Raw genomic sequence first — 17,877 nt, forward strand, 5'->3', positions numbered from 1 at the left:
ATGAAGAAAAAAGGTTTTATCATAGGTGGAATCTGTCTCGTTGCTGTAGCAGGTATTCTCGGTTACAATCATGAAGCAGTTCGTGTAGTTTTTCATAATGTATACTCTCCATCAGTGAAATTGGATGATTCTTCCAAATGGAATGGTGGAAAAGCTTATGAGAAGCTGCCATATTCTGAGGCTTCCGAAAATGATTATCTGGATCTGTATGTGCCGGACAGTGAAGAACCTATGCCGTTGATCATATTGGTACATGGAGGTGGCTTTGTATACAACGACAGCCAGTCCCGTCAGGCGCAGCTGATGTACCGCTATTTCCGCGATCATGGATATGCATGTGCATCCGTTAACTATCGTCTTGCCCAGGAAGCAGCCTTTCCGGCAGGAGTGGAAGATGTGAAATCAGCGATCCGTTTTCTTCGTGCAAATGCAGAGAAATATGGATACGATCCGGAGCGTTTCGCAATCTGGGGAGAGTCAGCTGGGGGGTATTTATCAGTGATCTGTGGCGCTTCCAATGATGAGGAATTTAATCGTGTTCCATTTATCGGAGAAGATGAGAACCATCCTGTTTCCAGTGAAGTTCAGGTGATTCTGGACTATTACGGCTGTATGGAATTCGGAACTATGGAAGATGATTACAGGGTGCTGAGGATTCCTAAAATTGTCCGCTGGGCGGCCAGCCTGTGGCTTCAGGGGGCAATTAAAGATACCGGCTACGAAGATGTGGAATCTTATTGGATGCGCAAGGATGTAAAAACTCTTACTGAGGATGAGAAAAACAATTACAGTCCATTATATTATATTGAGAAAAATCTTACGAAGGAAAACAGCCCGGATATATTGATCTGGCATGGTGATGCGGATTTAGATGTTCCGTATCTGCAGTCTGAGAGACTGCATGCGCTGCTTACAAGAATTGTTGGGACAGATAAGGTGGAATTTAAGCTTTTTCATAATTATAAGCATGCGGCAGATCAGCTGTACAGTGATGAAAATCTGGGAATCCTGAAAGAATATCTGGATGAGAAATTTGCATAAGGGAAGTCGCATACATTAATATGAGCGTGATTACCGGAGAACCGGCAGACACATAAGCTGACAGAAACGAAGAAAATATCTGGCACAGGGCAGAATTGCCCCGTCAGATATTTTTTTGCCCTCAAATAAAAAGGTTTTAACAAAATCTGTCAAAACCTTGAAAAAGCTAAATGGGTTTGATATGCTGTCTATGTATATCTTTTGATGAGTTGTAAGTCATTGTTTACAGGTAATATTCTGTGCGGGTAAATTTTGCACAGAATTGCAGCACAAGGTGCTCATTGTGCACTTAGTGAACAGTGCTATTTTATATAGTAGGGAGAAACTATGAAAATAGAAAAGAAACTATGGATCACCCTGTTCACATTTGGGCTGTTTGCCATCTGTTTTTCAGGTTGGATATTCAGTCAGAGTACGGTCAGGGAAAAACTGTTCTGGGATAATACGATTAAGTGTGAAACGAAAGAACTGACGGATGGAGAAATCAAATCAGAGAATATTGCTCTGCCTAAGGATTTCAATGTTCCCAAGTCAATCCTGTTTAAAACCACACACACCATTGCAGAAGTGTGGCTGGATGGAGAAAAAATATACGAATACGGAAATGAAAAGGCTGCTCCCAGCTTTATGAAGTCACCGGGAAGCTGCTGGCACATTGTGGATATTCCGGAAGATAGCGCAGGCAAAAGTCTGGAGGTCAGAATTGTCCCGGTATATGACGACTATTATGGAAATGAAGTCAGCATTGTATACGGAACACGAGGCGACTGCATTCTGAAAATCTTAACGGACAGCTTTGAAACCATATTGCTCAGCTGTGGGATCCTGTTTGCAAGCTTCATCTGCCTGCTGCTCTATTTGGGAGCTGTGCGAAGAAAAAGAAGAGAGAAGACAGAAGCAAAGATAGAGATCTTTTTAAACCTTGGATTTTTTTCATTGCTGATTGCAGTATGGACACTTGCACAATGTGGATTCCTGCAGTTTTTGATCCCGGATGGAAGGACCTTGTATTTTGTGGATTATTTTTCATTCTTCCTTTTCCCGGTACCCTTTAATTTCCTGCTATATGATATCTGCAAAAGCAGATATCACAAAGGCGCATTGATTTTTCCCATTCTTTATCTTGCGAATATGGCAGCTGATGTTCTGCTTCAGTGTACAGGAGTTATTGATATATTCCGGCTGCTTCCCGCAACCCATGTTATCATGGCTGCCAATGCAGTTTACACAGGTGTCATCATTCTTTACGAAGCCAGAAAAGAAGGAAACGATGAAGCTAAGAAATTCCAGTATCCTATGTGTGCAATCATAGTATTCGGAATGGCAGAAATGTTTCTTTATTATTTAAGAAAATTCCAACAGACATCCATTTTGCTTCCCATAGGAACCCTGCTGTTTATCATTATGCTGATCTGGATTCAGGTTTCCCAATATTACGATCAATACATCCAGAAACAAAAGGTGATCTATCTGCAGAAAATAGCCAACATGGATATGCTCACAGAGGCCATGAACCGAAACGCTTACGAGGATATGGTGAAATATCTGGATGAAGGTGATATTAAACTTCGTACAACAGGTGTAGTTCTGTTTGATCTGGATAATCTGAAAGTGATCAATGACAATTTTGGACATGAAAAGGGAGACGAGGCGCTGAAGCTATGCTATCAGTGTATCAGCCAGGCATTTCAGAATGTAAAGAACTGCTTTCGGATTGGCGGTGATGAGTTTGCATATGTATACCATAGTGATGAGAAGGATATGATTCCGGAACGTTTGAAGGCGCTGGAGCTGATTCTGAAAAAAACAGCGGAAACGAACAAGCTGGATTATCCACTCAGCATGTCAGCCGGATACGCTTATTATCAGCCTGATATAGACTTTGACTTTAAGGATATTGTAAGACGAAGTGATACTATGCTGTACCGTCAGAAGCGCAGGAAGAAGGTGGCACGGTCAGCAGGTCTGGACAATCTGTTCTCTCGTATGGGTAAGCAGCCGACAGAGGAGATCACAGATGAGGTGATTCTGCAGGAGAAAAAGTTTCAGAGCATGTCTGTGGATGAGCTTTGCAGTGTGATCGATCTTCTTAGCCCAACTACAGATAATTACCCATATGTGGTTGACTTTCGGTCAGATTTTTATTACATAGCAAATCAGGCGCTTGAACGTTTCTGTATTCCGAAAAATGGTTTTCATAATGTAATTTCGAAGCATAAGGAATTTGTATATGCACCGGATTATGAAAAACTGAAAGCGGAATTTGATGATCTTCTGGAAACAGACCGCTGCACCCATAGCATGGAATATCGCTGGCTGGATCTGAAAAAAAAGCCGATCTGGATTCATTGCAAGGGGTATCTGGTCCGTAACGATAACATGAAACCTCTTTATATGATTGGTTGTGTGAATGAAATTGGAGAGAGACAGAAGGCAGATAATGTAAGCGGACTATTGGGAGAGTCTGGTTTCCGGGAGTATATGAACCAGCTGGATACTCCTTTGGAGACAGGATATCTGTTTCGTATAGGAATCGATCATTTTAAGGAAATCAATGATAACTTCGGACAGGAGTACGGTGACTTTGTACTTAAGAAAACGGCGGAGTGTATTTCCGGCTGCCTGTCAGAAGGGCAGAGGGTGTACAAGCTTGTGGCAGATGAATTTCTGATCCTGGATGCTTCTTCTGATGAGACGAAGGATGCAGATAAGCTTTATGATAAAGTGAGAGAAGCAATAGACAGATTTATTGAAACCAATGAATTTAAAGTCATGTATACGGTTTCAGGAGGAATTGTGCCATTTGCGGCATTAAAAGGAAATCAGTACGCAGAAGCATTGAAGCTGACTGATTTTGCTTTGAATGAGGCGAAGAAGCTGGGAAGAAACCGTTGCTATATATTTAACGGGGAAACCTACAGAAAATTTCTTCGGAAAAGGGAAATCACCCAGGAACTGCGGGAAGCTGTGATCAATGGATTCCAGAGCTTTACAGCTTTTTATCAGCCTGTATTTGCTGAAGATAAAAAAGTGCCTTATGGAGCAGAAGCTTTAATGCGTTTTACCTCTGAAAAATTCGGAATGATTTCACCGGCGGAGTTTATTCCCATTTTGGAAGAAACAGGTCTTATTATTCCTGCTGGCCGTTGGATGATGAAAGAGGCTATGGGAAAATGCAGTGAGATCAGGAAGATACTTTCAGGATTCAGGATGAGTATTAATATTTCCCAGGTACAGGCCTCCAAGTCTGATGTGATCCAGGATTTCAGTGCAGAAATGAAAAGGGCAGGGCTGCCGCTGGAAGCGGTGATCGTGGAATTGACAGAGAGCGATCTTCTGGAACAAAATATAAATGAGAAGCATTTTCTCACAGAACTGAAGCGAATGGGAATCAGTCTGGCGCTGGATGACTTTGGAACCGGATACTCGAATTTCCATTATCTTAGCGAGCTGAAACCAGAGATCATTAAGGTTGACCGCTCTTTTACTGCGAAAGCAGTTGCAGATGAACAGGAATATTATCTTCTAAATCAGTTTTGTACCATGATTCATAATCTGGATATGAAGATTTGCATCGAAGGTGTGGAAAGTGCCCAGGAATGGCTTAAAATCCGAAAGCTGTGCCCGGAATTTACCCAGGGATATTTCTGGGGGAAGCCTTGTGGGTATGAAGAGTTTGTGAGAAAATTTGTACAAGAGAAATAAGAGAAATTCGGTACAAAGTGTATAAAAATACTTTGTGCCGGATTCTTTTTTTATGTGTGCATATAATAATCTGCTACAGCACATAAAATTAAAAAAATGTAAAATACAAACGTTTTTAAAATATATTTTAAAAAATTGAAAAAATATCAGTGATAGCAGTCAGGAAATGAGTGAGAAAATGGAAAAAATGATAGGGATAATTTGATACTGGATATTGATGGAAATAAATTAGATAGATTTTGCAAATTGACGTTGCGTGGGATTTAACCTATAATGAAATTAGTTTTATGAGTGAAATGGGGGAAACTATGCGCGTTGATGAGGTCATGACAGAAATTATACAACGGTGCAGATTGTATGGGGCACAGAGGATAATTCTGTTTGGATCCCGGGCAAAGGGAACTGCGACAGAGCGGAGCGATATTGACATTGCAGTGTCTGGAGTCGCTTCACACGAAATTCTTGATTTGCAGGAGAATTTAGAAGAGATTCCAACATTGTACACAATTGATCTGGTTGATCTTGATACTTGTCAGAATCAGCTGTTGTTGGAGGATATAAAACAATATGGACGAGAAATTTATAAGAAGATTTGAATCGTTTAGAAATTCACTGGACTCTCTGGCAGAGGCGAAACAGCGTGATCTGTCAGATTCTTTTGTACTTAGCGGAACCAGTGCGAAATTCAGCATTACATTTGATTTAGCATGGAAAGTTATGAAAGATATTCTGGTACAGTATTATGCAATAACTGGATTTGTCACGGGCTCACCAAGAGAAGTTCTTAGAGAGTCATTCCAGGCGAATCTGATTACCGGTGATGAGTGGATGGATATGCTGAAAGTAAGAAATCAGCTTGCACATGACTATGATGGAGTGATTGTAAAAGAACATTGCGGGACAATTGTTCATGTGTATATTGATAAATTATATGATTTTAGAAAGAATGTTGAAAAATTGCTGAAAGAATAGTACATCGACCGGGGCGTGCTCGGTCGGTTGTGTTTTGGGGAGGTTTGGGCTGTGGCAAGGGTTTATTTTGTGAGGGAAGAGATCAGTGTGGAAGTTCCGGTGGAAACCAGCGTGCTGGAGGCGGAGATTCTGGCGGGGCTTGCGCCGGATGCGCCTTGCGGGGGGGGGGGGCAGGGAACCTGTGGGAAATGTCTGGTGAAGGTGGATGGAAAGCCTGTGCTGGCGTGTCAGACGAAAGTGGAAAAGGACTGTCAGGTGGAGATTCCTGGGAAGAAAAAAGAGGTAAAATTTTGAGCGAAGGATTTTCCAGAAAGGTGAATTTCCAGCCAGAATTGCAGGTGAAAACAGTGTGGCTGGAGAAGCCGGAGACTGGGGAAAAAAGTCAGAGTGGCAAGTAGCCTATACAGATGAAGAAATCCTTGATTTAAGACCAATTGTTGGCGTCCATGAAGATTCTGTCCATGGAGTGAAGAGTAGTGTTGAAAAAGGTGATTGTATTTTTACTGCGGCAATCGACCTTGGAACGACTACAATTGTGGGGTATCTTCTGGATGGTAGAACTGGGGAAAACTTGGCAGTAGAAAGTAGAATGAATCCCCAGATGCAGTATGGCGGAGACGTAATTCAAAGAGCCAATTATGCGCTGGAACATGGCACAGAAACGCTGAGCAAGGGCGTGCAGAAGACAATAAATAAAATACTGGAAAGTCTTATTGTAAAAACTCAAAAAGCTCCAAAATAGCAAGTGGAAGGAAAAAAGTGAATGATCAAACTGTCAATGGCAAGACGAAAAAAGCTGAATGGATGCCAGGAGTGGAAGATATCTATCAGGTAAGTCTTGTTGGAAACACCTATTGTACTTACCTGTATTCCGGTTGTAATCGTGTATATGATCGGACAGAAATATATTGTGGGCGGCATGACCTCCGGTGCGGTGAAAGAGTGATCTGGGGCGCGCAGCGAGGTAATAATTAATAATTGAAATTCCTTCTAAACCGGAGATGGTTCTTTGAATGTTAGGATTTGGAGAGCTGTTTCCGGTATTTTTTTGCCTAAAAGGTGCCTACATTTGCCAGAATGCTGAAAAATAAAAAGAAATCTGTTATCTTTATCTGTGAAGAATTTTATTGTATGCAGTCTGCGGTTTCTGAGCTACAAATTGCGGATTTTTCAGGAAATGATCCATGAAATGTGGTAAAGTATCTGGAGAAAATGTAGGAGTGGGAAAATGATGAGGCAGAAAATTGAGATGACAGTAGATGAAAAAATGTGGAACCGGATCAGCCAGATTCCCGCAGTTGTTCTGGTGCTGCTTTCCGGAATTGATATTGTCCGGTTTGCAATTTTGGGAGATAAGACAGCATTTATTACATTCAGTATGATCGCGGTGGCTTTTATGCTGGTGGTGTATATGGCATGGAAAAGCAGAATGCCATTTTTATATCTGGTGATTGCAGCGGCAGCTTTCATTCTGTATTTTAATACCAATTTTTCTACCAGTACATATTATTTTAACTGGTTATTTCTGGCAGAGGCTATTGTAGCCGCGCTGGGAGGAATCCTGGGGACAACGGTGATGATATGGAAAAAAATCCCTGTGGGGCGTGTGGCAGTTTTACCGCTTGCGGCAGCAGTTCTGATACTGGCAGGTTTCCTGGGATTTTGGAAAGTAAGGTATGATGCAGGACATGAAGCGCAGGGACAGGCGCGGGATGAGTTGTGGGCAGTTCCGGCGAAATATGATGCGGAAGAATCAGAACAGGTGGGAAATGTGGAAGAGGTAGTGTACGATACCAAGGCATATGCTACTGATGAGCGGGACGTGAAAAAGACAGCTTATGTATATCTGCCTTATGGCTACAGCGAGGAGAAAGAGTACAATATTCTTTACCTGATGCATGGAACCGGTGATGATGAAAAATACTGGCTGAAAACAAATCCGTATAACAAAACCATGCTGGACAATATGATTGCAGATGGAGATATTGAGCCGCTGATTGTGGTGACACCAACCTTTTATGTGGAAGATGACTGCGCAGATGATCTGGATCATCTGACCTATTCTTTTGCAAAAGAGCTGCGAAATGATCTGATGCCTGAGATTGAATCCGTTTATTCTACATATGCAAAATCGGCAGATGATGAGGGATTCGCAGAGAGTCGGGATCACAGAGCCTTTGCCGGTTTGTCAAGAGGGGCGGTAACGATGTATCATTCCGCATTGTGCCAGAGCCTTGATTATTTTTCCTGGTTCGGGGCATTCAGCGGAAGCAGGACAGACAAGACTGCATTTGAAGATACCATTCAGACGGGCGATTTTGCAGAACTGCCAATTCATTATTTATATGTGGCAAGCGGCAACTTCGACTTCGCCCTGCCGGGACAGGTGCAGGATTACCAGGCACTGCTGGATATAGAACCCAGATTGCGGTCTGGTGTAAATACCTGTTTTGATGTATTTCCAATGCGGTATCACTCTATGGGAAACTGGCATCTGGCGCTGTATAATTTTTTACAGAAGATTTTCTAGAGCGTGTTTGAAAAAGGCTTTCTGCAAGATGTGCGTCACAATTTGTGGGAGATTGCGGGAATGATTTTTCAAACACGCTCTAGTGGGAAGCGCGGTGCTGCGTAATAGGAGAACAGCAATGCGCTTTTTGCACAGTTGGCGCGTATTTTTTTGCAGGTTGCGTTTGCAATAGCGCAGCCTGCTTGTTATTTGGTAAAATACGGGTAGAAAATAGCGACTGAGATATAGTTGGGAATTTTAAATTAAACGAAAATTATAGAAAATTTCAGGAGGAAATCATGAAGCAGTCATTTAACGAAAACTGGGTATGCTACAGAACCGGAGAGAAAGAAAAGGCATTTGCAGTGACTCTTCCGCATGATGCCATGCAGCTGGATGAGAGAAGCGAGACAAGTGCCGGCGGTGTGAATACAGGATGGTATGAGGCGCAGGACTACACTTACGAGAAAACATTTATCCTTCCAGAGAAAGCGAAAGACGAGAAAGTAATCCTGGAATTTGAGGGTGTTTACCGTAAGGCAACTGTATATCTCAACGGCGAAAAAGTGGCTTATCATTCTTATGGATATATCGGATTCTATGTGGATGCAACAAAACATGTAAAATTCGGGGAAGAGAATGTGATCCGCGTGGAAGTGATCAACCACGATCAGCCAAATAGCCGCTGGTATTCCGGTACCGGAATTTACCGTCCGGTGTGGCTGTATACAGTGCCGAAAAACCATCTGAGATTTGACAGTGTGAAGATCACTACACTGGATTATAAGGAGCCGAAGATCCGCGTGGAGGCATGGCCGAATGCTGCCGGTGAGGTGAAAATAGAAATCCTGGAAAAATCTGGAAACAAAGAAGTTTCCAGTGTAAATGAGAGCGAAAAGCAGGCTTCTGATAATATTATTGCCTTGGAAATTCTCCAGGCAGATGGTAAATTTTCCAGAGAAATTTCCCTCCCAGGAGCAAACCTGTGGAGCCCGGATGCACCAAATCTTTATACCTGCCGTGTAACCTTTGGCGAGGATATTCAGGAAGAAACCTTTGGAATCCGTGTAGTAAGCTGTACTCCGGAAGAGGGCTTCTGTATCAACGGAAAACGTGTCCTGTTAAAAGGTGGCTGTATCCATCACGATAACGGCCTTCTTGGTGCCTGTGCCTATGAATTTGCAGAACGCCGTAAAATCCGCATCCTTCTGGACGCTGGCTATAATGCAATCCGTTCTGCACATAACCCATGCTCCAAAGCACTTCTTCGTGCCTGTGACGAAATGGGAATGCTTGTAATGGACGAATATATTGATGGCTGGTATATTCATAAAACAAAGTATGACTATGCAGATGAGATTCTGGATAACTACAGAAAAGACTTAAAAGATATGGTGGATAAGGACTATAATCATCCATCTGTGATTATGTATTCTACAGGAAATGAAGTGTCTGAGACTGCGCAGAAAAAGGGAATTGCCCTTACAAAATCCCTTACAGACAGACTTCATGAGCTGGATTCTACCCGTCCTGTAAGCTGCGGAATCAATATCTTTTTTAACTTCTTAAGCTCTATGGGGTTTGGTGTTTACAGCGATAAAAAAGCAGACGAAGCTGCTGAGAATGCCAAGAAGAAAAAGGCTGTGGGAAGTGAATTTTATAACACGGTAGCCGGAATTTTTGGTGCCGGATTTATGAAAACAGGAGCAACTCTTTATCCATGTGATGTGAAAACAAGAGATGCATATGCCAATATGGACGTGGCAGGATATAACTATGGAATCAAGCGTTACCGTCATGACCTAAAGAAGTATCCCAAGCGAATTATTCTTGGAAGTGAAACCTTCTGTGCAGATGCTTACAGATTTATGCAGGAAGCAAAACGTGATAAGCGTATCATTGGTGATTTCGTCTGGGCTGCTCAGGATTATCTGGGTGAGGTTGGAATCGGCGCATGGGAATATAAGGATTATGCACCTCGTTTTGATGGCGGCTGTGGCTGGGTAAGTGCCGGATCAGGCCGGATCGATCTCACAGGAAAGCCTCTTGGCGAGATGGCATATACCAGAGTTGCCTTTGAAATGGAGAATCTGGCAATTGCAGTTATGCCGGTTGATCACACAAAGGATGCCCATTCCCCATCTGCATGGAAAATGACAAATGCAATAGAAAGCTGGTCCTGGGAAGGCTGTGACGGGAATGCGGCAAAAGTAGAAGTTTACACCCGTGCAGATCATGTGAAGCTGTATATAAACGGTAAATGTATAGGCACTAAAAAGCCCAAGAATGACTGTAAGGTATTCTTTGATACAACCTATCAGAATGGAGAAATTAAGGCTGTTGCATATGATGCAAATGACAATATAATTGCAGAAAGGACACTGACAACAGCTGGAAAAGAGACGATTCTTGTGGCAGAACCAGAGCTTACCCGCGTGAATGCAGACACCGATCTTTGTTATGTGAGAATGCGCTATACAGACGAAAATGGTCAGACAAAACCGCTGGCAAAGGGCAGAATCAGGCTTACTGTAGAAGGTGGTGAGCTTCTGGCATTTGGAAGCGCCTGCCCATACTATCCGGAAAGCTACCAGAGCAATGAGACAGATACTTATTATGGAGAAGCGCTGGCGATTATCCGTCCACAGGCTGGAGCTGGTAAAGTAGTTGTGAAAGCTGAATCTGAGCTTGGAAATGCAGAAGCAGAGATAGCAATCATTAGATAATTTCTTAAATAAGGGCTGGATAATAGATCTCAAAACCTGTATACTTCAATAGAGAGTGATTATTAGGAGGTATTCAGCCCGATGGTTTCTATTGCAGTGGTAGAAGATGATCTGGAATATCAGAAACAGCTTTTACAATATATAGAACAATACAAAAAAGAGCATAAAGTACAATGCAAAGTGACCGTTTTTTCAAACGGCTTGAATTTTCTGGAGGATTATAAAGGGGGCGGTGACCTGATTTTTATGGACATTGCAATGCCTCATATGAATGGATTGGAAGCTGCTGCTGCATTGAGAAAAAGAGATGCAGAAGTATGTCTGATTTTTATTACGAGCCTGGCTCAGTATGCCTTGAAGGGCTATGAAGTGAATGCTTTTGACTTCCTTGTAAAGCCTCTTTCTTATGAGCTTTTTTGCATAAAATTTGAAAAAGCACTGGCGCATCTTGATCGAAATGAAGCCTATTATATTAAAGTTCCCAATGGAGGAAAAAAGGTTTCACCAGGACAGATTGCATATGTAGAAAGTAACAAGCATTATCTGGAATTCCATGTTCATGGTGATGTATATCGGATGCGTGGAAGTATGAAAGAGATACAGGATTACTTTCTTGCAGGTCATTTTGGGTTGATAAACAGTTCGATTTTGGTGAATCTTTCCATGGTGGATGAATGGAAGGGAAATGAGATTAAGGTTGAGGGACAGACCTTTACTATTTCCCAGAAATACAAGAAGGAGTTTTTGGACAGACTGACTGTTCAGATGGGAAAATAATATGAAGGAAGCAGGTCTGTTCAGAATTACTCAGGCACATGGCTATATTTTGCAGATTCTACTGGCAGAAATACTTTGTACAAGATATCTTCCCCGGAGAAAGAATTTTCTGCTTCGTATACTTATGGGAGGATTGATTTTTCTGGGTCTTGCAGTAGTGATGCCAAATATGATCAGTCAATATATTTCCGGGACATTTTCCCTTACGGTATTTCTTCTAAGCTTAGGATTTTGGCGTTTCTGCTGCGCAGCGGCTTCCCAGGAGATTTTGTATGGCTGTATGCTGGCATTGTTTATCCAGAATCTGTCTTCTAATGTGTATAATCTTATTTTATACTCTATGTTCAGTAATCCATCTGTTGGAACGCAGTTTATTCTTTCTGCTGTTTTAATGGTATTGCTATACAGTCTTTTTTATGTGCTGATCGTAAAAAGATTTGTGAAAGAAAGGCTGGATAATATGCTGAATAATATGGCATGGATCTGGCTGATTGCAGTTGGAATTTTTGTGTTTTTCCTGCATTATCTATTCTGGATTTATGGAATCCGAGAGGTATGGGTGGTATATCCACCGCTGATTCTTTGTGATATTCTGGGGATTGGTATGGCTCTTGGATTCGTGGAATTACGTACGAAAAATGCAGATAACGAAAAGCTGCGTCAGCTTCTTGAACTGGAAAAGAAACAGTTTGAAATGACCAGAAGTAACGTGGAATTTGTAAACAGAAATGCCCATGATCTAAAGCATTACATTCATAAAATCCAACGTATGGAAGCACCGGAAGCAGAGGAACTGGAGGCAGTACTGATAAAAGTAGAGGCTTATGAGAGTGCATTTCAGACAGGAAATGCCACTCTGGATATTATTCTTACAGAGAAAAAAATGCTCTGCCAGCAGGAGAAAATCTCCTTTTCCTGCATGGCAGATGGTGTGGCACTGGAGTTTATGAAAGAACTCGATCTGGCTTCTTTATTTGGAAACAGCCTGGATAATGCCATTGAGCAGGAACGAAAAGAAGCAGTGGAGAAGCGGTATATTTTTCTTAAGGTACAGCGAAATGGCATGCTTGTAAGCATAAGAATAGAAAATTACTGCGAGATTTTTCCGGAGATTTCAGCAGATGGATTACCTGTAGCTTCCTCAAAAAAAGATGCTGTATTTCATGGATATGGAACGAAAAGCATGCAATATGTTGTGGAAAAATATGGAGGTAATTTCAGGATTTCCAGGGAAGGAAAGCTGTTTGTAGTTAGTATGTTGTTTCCGATGTCATAGATAGAAATAATGTCCGCTTTACAAGGTGACGAATTTATATGATGAAAATGGTAATTTTGCCAGAATATCATATGAATTTGCCACCTTTTTTTGTCTCTATATGTTTTATGGTATTTTACTGTATAGAAAAAACATGCAGATCATGCAGTGAAAAAAGGAGACAAGGGAATGAAAAAAAAGGTATTTATCATGGCTATGACAGCTTGCCTTATTGGTGCTTCTATGGGAACAACAGGAGTAACTATGGCACAGGCAGCAGAGGAAAACAGTGTGGAGACTGGCAGCACAGAAGCAGAAGAAGGTGTGGAAGAAAATCAGGTCCTTCTTCCTGCCTCTGATGCCGTATTCACGGAGGGAGAAGGAGTAGGACCAGACAACGAGAAAGAGCCAACTTCCTATGATGAAGAAACAGGGATGATCCGGGCTGCGGCTCAGGGAACTGAAATTGTATATACAGTACCGGAGGGAGTGGAAGGAACTTATGATATGTATCTCACTGTATCCAAGGTTCTGGCAGCATTCAGTTCCCAGCCTTTTACTTTTACTATTAATGATGGAGATACATTCTCCGTACCTGTAGATTTACAGGTTCCTGCTGATTCTCCGGCATCCTACAAAGAGGATGGAGACTACGACAAAGGCAGCATTACAGATTCCGGAAGATTTCTTATTAAGCAGAGCCTGGAATTAAAGGCTGGTGATACGATTAAAGTGACCTGTGCATTTGGTTGCAAAGCACCAACCTTGAAGGGCATGGTTTTCCCATATGTTGGAGATGTTCTTCTGGCGCCAGCTGGAAGTGAAGTGGCAACCGGATATGACAATACCGTGAAAACAGTACCAGAGGCAGATCCTTCTGATCCACTTGCAGGCCTTGACATTATCTGGCTTGGTTCCTCTGTAACTTATGGAGCACAGGCAGGCGGTCATTATTCCATGGTGGATGCAATCCAGGACAATCATCCGGGAACCGTATGCGAGAAATATGCCATCAGTGCAACTACTCTGGTAAACGAGAAGGAAGATTCCTATGTTGGAAGAATGAAGCTAATCAGCAAAGATGAAACTCCGGATCTGTTTGTGGTTCAATTGTCAACCAATGATGCAACTACAGGAAAGCCAATGGGCGAAGTGACAGACAGCACAGATCCGGCTGATTTTGATGATACAACAATTGCAGGAGCTATTGAGACTATCATTTCTTATGTGCAGGAAACCTTTGGATGCCCGGTTGTATTCTACACAGGAACTTACACAGAGAAAGAAAACTATGATCAGATGGTAGATCTGCTTCTTCAGATTCAGGAAAAATGGGGAATCGGAGTTGTGGATATGTTCCATAATGAAGAAATGACAGCAGTTTACGGAACCGATCTTTATAACGAATACATGCATGACGAAGTTCATCCGTTCCGCAAGGGATATGTGGAATGGTGGACACCAGTGATTGAGGAGTATCTGACAGAGTATATTAGCAATAATAAATAAGAAACATAATGATGTGTCTCAAACCTGTCATTTTTGAATACGATTCTGTCATGATTGGACAACATGACCACTGAATATTGTGCTATACTACCAAAAAATCACGGTAATTTTTGTGAAAATACACAAAAGCGATTGCAATTTGCGTATGAAAATTGACAGTCTGCGCATGAAATGAACCGCGAACAGTAAAATCTGTTATAGTATCACCATAAGAGATAAGCTTAAACGTTGGCACCGGAAGGGCAGCGTAAATGATAAAAGGAGGGAGCTTATGAGCAACAAGAAAAAGTCCACAGGCTTGTGGAGAGGACTTACATCAGTCTCAGCCAGTCTTCTTGCAGTAACTGTGGGCGCATCGGCTATCGTGGATACCAATGCGGCATTTATCAATGCACGTCTTGGAATTTCCAGCTACAAGATTGTAGACACAAGTAACGGAGAGAAAACAGATTCCACTTATTTCAAATCTGAGTTCTCAAGCCTTGATGAGGTAATTGCAGCAAAGGATGCTCTTGCAGCAGAGATTGCATCTGAAGGAACTGTATTATTCAAAAATGAAGATACAACCCTTCCGCTGAATACTTCTTCTGACAAGGTCACTCTTTGGGGATTAAACTCCATTAATCCTACACTGGGTGGTATGATCGGATCTTCAGTTTCCCTTGATGGGGAAGCTGGTCAGAAGCAGTATGACATTCAGACTGCACTGACAGAAAAAGGCTTTACATTAAATCAGGATATGCTGGATCTGTACAGCAGTGAGGATGTAAACGGTATATATGGAAGAAAAGGCGGACATTCCTTACAGCCATCTTTCGGAACTATGTATGAGAATCCGGCAGCTTACAATGTAGGTGAAGCACCGGAAAGCATTTACGATGAGGATGTTCTGAAGTCAGCAGATGATACGGTTGCGTTGGTAGTAATCTCCCGTGACAGCTCTGAGGCATCTGATTATAACCCGAATATGAAAAGTGCAAATGAGGAAGACAGCTATGAACGCCCGTTGGCACTTTCTGATAATGAAAAAGCTATGCTCCAGCTTGCGAAAGAGCACAGCACAAAGGTTGTAGTTCTTCTGAATACAAACAATCCAGTTGAAATCGATGAGCTGAAAAATGATGATGAAATCGGTGCAATCCTGTGGGCTGGTGAGCCAGGTGCGAATGGATTCCTGGGTGTAGCAGATGTTATTTCCGGTGAGGTTAATCCATCCGGTCACATTGCTGATACTTATGCGGTAAATTCCACATCTGCTCCTGCAATGGTAAACTACGGTGTATATCTTTACACAAATAATTCCCAGGCTGGTTCCGATGCAGAGCTTACAGAAACAAATAAAGCAGACTGGTATCTGGTAGAGTCTGAAGGAATTTATACAGGTTATAAATACTATGAGACAAGATACGAGGATGAAGTTCTCGGACAGGGAAATGCAGATACTGCAGAAGGTGCTACAAGCGGTGATGCATGGGACTATGCAGCAGAAGTTTCCTATCCATTTGGTTATGGACTTTCCTATACTACCTTCGAGCAGAAGCTTGAATCTGTAGATGTACAGGTTGGTGGAACTGCAACAGCAAAGGTAAATGTAACAAATACCGGTGATGTTGCTGGTAAATCTGTTGTTCAGCTTTATGTACAGGCTCCTTATACAGAAGGTGGTCTTGAGAAATCTGCAATTCAGCTGATTGGTTATGGTAAGACTGCAGTTCTCGAGCCAGGTGCTTCCGAAGAGGTTACCGTTGAGTTTGATCCTCTTTACATGGCAAGCTACGACGAAGATGCTGTGAAAGAAAACGGTACACAGGGTGCATGGTCATTGGAGTCCGGTGATTATTACTTCGCAATCGGAAATGGTTCACATGAAGCATTAAACAACGTTCTTGCAAACAAAAATGGCAATGAAGACGGTCTTGTAAAAACTGCTGATACAGATGAGATCAATGCAGATAATGCAATCAAATGGAATCTTGCAGATACAGATATTGAAACCTATTCTGTTGGTGTAGAGAATCAGCTTCAGGATATGGATATCAACAATCTGATCGAGAATACCGTTGAGTATACAACCAGATCTGACTGGTCAAAGGGCTGGGAACCGATAGAGTCCCTGACACCTACTGAGGCAATGATGGTTGGTCTTACCGATCAGCTGTATGAGCTTACAGAAAATGACGGTGATGGAAATGGTATTACCTGGGGAGCTGATAATGGTCTGAAACTGATCGATATGATGAAGCTTGATGAAAACGGCAATTATGCCGGAGCAGTTGACTTCGATGATCCTATGTGGGATCAGCTAATGGATCAGATCACCCTTGATGAGGCAATCCAGTTTATTGAAAAAGCGGGTGATGATTTCGAAAACATCGATTCCATCCAGCTGGCAAGAACATACGCAAACGATGGTCCTCTGGGATATACTGGTGACCAGGTTGGCGGCTACTTCGTAAGATGGTCCAAAGACCTTTCAGACGAAGACTATTACACAGAAGAAACAGATGATAAGGCTACCTATCGTATGGCAACAATGCCAACAGAGCCGATTGTTGCAGCGACCTTTAACAAAGAGCTTGTTGAAAGAGAAGGCGAGCTTCTTGGAGAAGACGGTCTGTGGGCAAATGAGAGTTCTCTGTTTGCACCAGGTATGAATCTTCACAGAACTGTTTACTGCGGACGTAACCATGAGTACTATTCAGAGGATTCTGTGCTTATTGCTTATATGGGAAATGCTCTTACAAGCGGCCTGAAAAGCAAAGGTACCATGGCTGAGCCGAAGCATTTCGCATTTAACCATCAGGAAGCCAACCGTTCCGGTGTATCTACATTTATGACAGAGCAGGCAGCCCGTGAAAACGAGCTTCGTGGCTTCATGATGTGTATGAGCAGCAATAATGCACAGGGTGTTATGACAGCATTCAATCGTGCGGGAACTTCTTTCGTAGGTGCCTACAAGAATCTTCTTGAAGGTATTGCAAGAAACGAGTGGGGCTATCAGGGCTGGTTTGTAACCGATATGATCAACGGTGCAGACTACATGAACTGGAGAGATGTAACAGCAGCAGGCGGCGGTGGAACACTGACAACTTCTGCATATGATACTTCTGAAATCGGAGCTATGGCAAACTCTAAAAAGACAATTGAGAAGGATGTAAGCTTCCAGCAGATGATGAAGAAGAACATCAAGTATTTCCTGTATCAGCTGGTACAGAGTAATGCGATGAACGGAATCAGTTCCACAACTGAGATTCAGACGGTAAGAACCTGGTATCAGAATGCACTGACAGGTGCAGAAGCAGCATTTGCAGCACTTACCATTCTGTTCCTGATTATGACCATCCTGAAAACTGTTAAATCCAAAAAAGAAGCGTAATCGGAGG

The 17,877-nt window shown here is 42.3% G+C and carries 13 protein-coding genes; 12 read left to right on the top strand and 1 reads right to left on the bottom strand.

What is annotated here, in order from left to right:
• The 7 genes from LIQ05_RS09635 (at position 1) to LIQ05_RS09670 (ending at position 8,248) form a co-directional block, all read left to right on the top strand.
• Positions 1-1,041 (top strand): alpha/beta hydrolase, encoded by a 1,041-nt coding sequence (locus LIQ05_RS09635; RefSeq protein ID WP_226820292.1) that lies wholly within the window; start codon positions 1-3, stop codon positions 1,039-1,041.
• A gap of 327 nt (positions 1,042-1,368) precedes the next feature.
• Positions 1,369-4,746 carry an EAL domain-containing protein gene (locus LIQ05_RS09640; protein ID WP_226820294.1) on the top strand — a complete coding sequence of 1,126 codons (3,378 nt, stop codon included), beginning with the start codon at positions 1,369-1,371 and terminating at the stop codon, positions 4,744-4,746.
• A gap of 308 nt (positions 4,747-5,054) precedes the next feature.
• The gene (locus tag LIQ05_RS09645; protein ID WP_226820296.1) at positions 5,055-5,342 is read left to right on the top strand and encodes a nucleotidyltransferase family protein; all 288 of its coding nucleotides are present in this window, start codon (positions 5,055-5,057) and stop codon (positions 5,340-5,342) included.
• The gene (locus LIQ05_RS09650; protein ID WP_226820298.1) at positions 5,314-5,718 is read left to right on the top strand and encodes an HI0074 family nucleotidyltransferase substrate-binding subunit; all 405 of its coding nucleotides are present in this window, start codon (positions 5,314-5,316) and stop codon (positions 5,716-5,718) included. The genes LIQ05_RS09645 and LIQ05_RS09650 overlap by 29 nt, the downstream gene beginning before the upstream one ends.
• Before the next feature lie 51 nt (positions 5,719-5,769).
• Positions 5,770-6,012, top strand: a complete 243-nt coding sequence (locus LIQ05_RS09655; RefSeq protein WP_226820300.1) for a 2Fe-2S iron-sulfur cluster-binding protein — start codon at positions 5,770-5,772, stop codon at positions 6,010-6,012.
• A gap of 55 nt (positions 6,013-6,067) precedes the next feature.
• Positions 6,068-6,460: a hypothetical protein gene (locus LIQ05_RS19875; protein ID WP_226820302.1), complete on the top strand. Its 393-nt coding sequence runs from the start codon at positions 6,068-6,070 to the stop codon at positions 6,458-6,460.
• Between the two features lie 486 nt (positions 6,461-6,946).
• Positions 6,947-8,248, top strand: coding sequence for an alpha/beta hydrolase-fold protein (locus LIQ05_RS09670; protein WP_226820304.1), 1,302 nt, complete (start codon positions 6,947-6,949; stop codon positions 8,246-8,248).
• Here the strand turns inward: LIQ05_RS09670 and LIQ05_RS20630 are convergent.
• Entirely contained in the window at positions 8,196-8,324 is a 129-nt protein-coding gene (locus LIQ05_RS20630; RefSeq protein WP_416385992.1) for a DUF6783 domain-containing protein, read from the bottom strand. The two genes, LIQ05_RS09670 and LIQ05_RS20630, sit on opposite strands and share 53 nt — an antisense overlap.
• A gap of 202 nt (positions 8,325-8,526) precedes the next feature.
• Here LIQ05_RS20630 and LIQ05_RS09675 point away from each other — a divergent pair, with 202 nt between their 5' ends.
• From LIQ05_RS09675 to LIQ05_RS09695, 5 genes are all read left to right on the top strand, one after another.
• Positions 8,527-10,953 (top strand): glycoside hydrolase family 2 TIM barrel-domain containing protein, encoded by a 2,427-nt coding sequence (locus LIQ05_RS09675; RefSeq protein ID WP_226820305.1) that lies wholly within the window; start codon positions 8,527-8,529, stop codon positions 10,951-10,953.
• An 81-nt stretch (positions 10,954-11,034) separates the two neighbouring features.
• Complete coding sequence (locus LIQ05_RS09680; protein WP_226820307.1) at positions 11,035-11,730, top strand: LytR/AlgR family response regulator transcription factor; 696 nt, start codon at positions 11,035-11,037, stop codon at positions 11,728-11,730.
• Between the two features lies 1 nt (position 11,731).
• The gene (locus LIQ05_RS09685) at positions 11,732-13,006 is read left to right on the top strand and encodes an ATP-binding protein (RefSeq protein ID WP_226820309.1); all 1,275 of its coding nucleotides are present in this window, start codon (positions 11,732-11,734) and stop codon (positions 13,004-13,006) included.
• A 168-nt stretch (positions 13,007-13,174) separates the two neighbouring features.
• Entirely contained in the window at positions 13,175-14,494 is a 1,320-nt protein-coding gene (locus tag LIQ05_RS09690) for an SGNH/GDSL hydrolase family protein (protein ID WP_226820311.1), read from the top strand.
• A gap of 271 nt (positions 14,495-14,765) precedes the next feature.
• The gene (locus LIQ05_RS09695; RefSeq protein WP_226820313.1) at positions 14,766-17,870 is read left to right on the top strand and encodes a glycoside hydrolase family 3 C-terminal domain-containing protein; all 3,105 of its coding nucleotides are present in this window, start codon (positions 14,766-14,768) and stop codon (positions 17,868-17,870) included.
• Positions 17,871-17,877: the final 7 nt, after the last annotated feature.

The sequence above is a fragment of the Blautia glucerasea genome (genome assembly GCF_020537505.1).
Lineage (GTDB): Bacteria > Bacillota > Clostridia > Lachnospirales > Lachnospiraceae > Blautia_A.

What these genes read in the sequence shown, in the direction of transcription:
- LIQ05_RS09635 (WP_226820292.1), top strand. Translation starts at nt 1, where the DNA reads ATGAAGAAAAAAGGTTTTATCATAGGTGGAATCTGTCTCGTTGCTGTA.
- LIQ05_RS09690 (WP_226820311.1), top strand. Translation starts at nt 13,175, where the DNA reads ATGAAAAAAAAGGTATTTATCATGGCTATGACAGCTTGCCTTATTGGT.
- LIQ05_RS09650 (WP_226820298.1), top strand. Translation starts at nt 5,314, where the DNA reads ATGGACGAGAAATTTATAAGAAGATTTGAATCGTTTAGAAATTCACTG.
- LIQ05_RS09695 (WP_226820313.1), top strand. Translation starts at nt 14,766, where the DNA reads ATGAGCAACAAGAAAAAGTCCACAGGCTTGTGGAGAGGACTTACATCA.
- LIQ05_RS09685 (WP_226820309.1), top strand. Translation starts at nt 11,732, where the DNA reads ATGAAGGAAGCAGGTCTGTTCAGAATTACTCAGGCACATGGCTATATT.
- LIQ05_RS09675 (WP_226820305.1), top strand. Translation starts at nt 8,527, where the DNA reads ATGAAGCAGTCATTTAACGAAAACTGGGTATGCTACAGAACCGGAGAG.
- LIQ05_RS09645 (WP_226820296.1), top strand. Translation starts at nt 5,055, where the DNA reads ATGCGCGTTGATGAGGTCATGACAGAAATTATACAACGGTGCAGATTG.
- LIQ05_RS09680 (WP_226820307.1), top strand. Translation starts at nt 11,035, where the DNA reads ATGGTTTCTATTGCAGTGGTAGAAGATGATCTGGAATATCAGAAACAG.
- LIQ05_RS09640 (WP_226820294.1), top strand. Translation starts at nt 1,369, where the DNA reads ATGAAAATAGAAAAGAAACTATGGATCACCCTGTTCACATTTGGGCTG.
- LIQ05_RS09670 (WP_226820304.1), top strand. Translation starts at nt 6,947, where the DNA reads ATGATGAGGCAGAAAATTGAGATGACAGTAGATGAAAAAATGTGGAAC.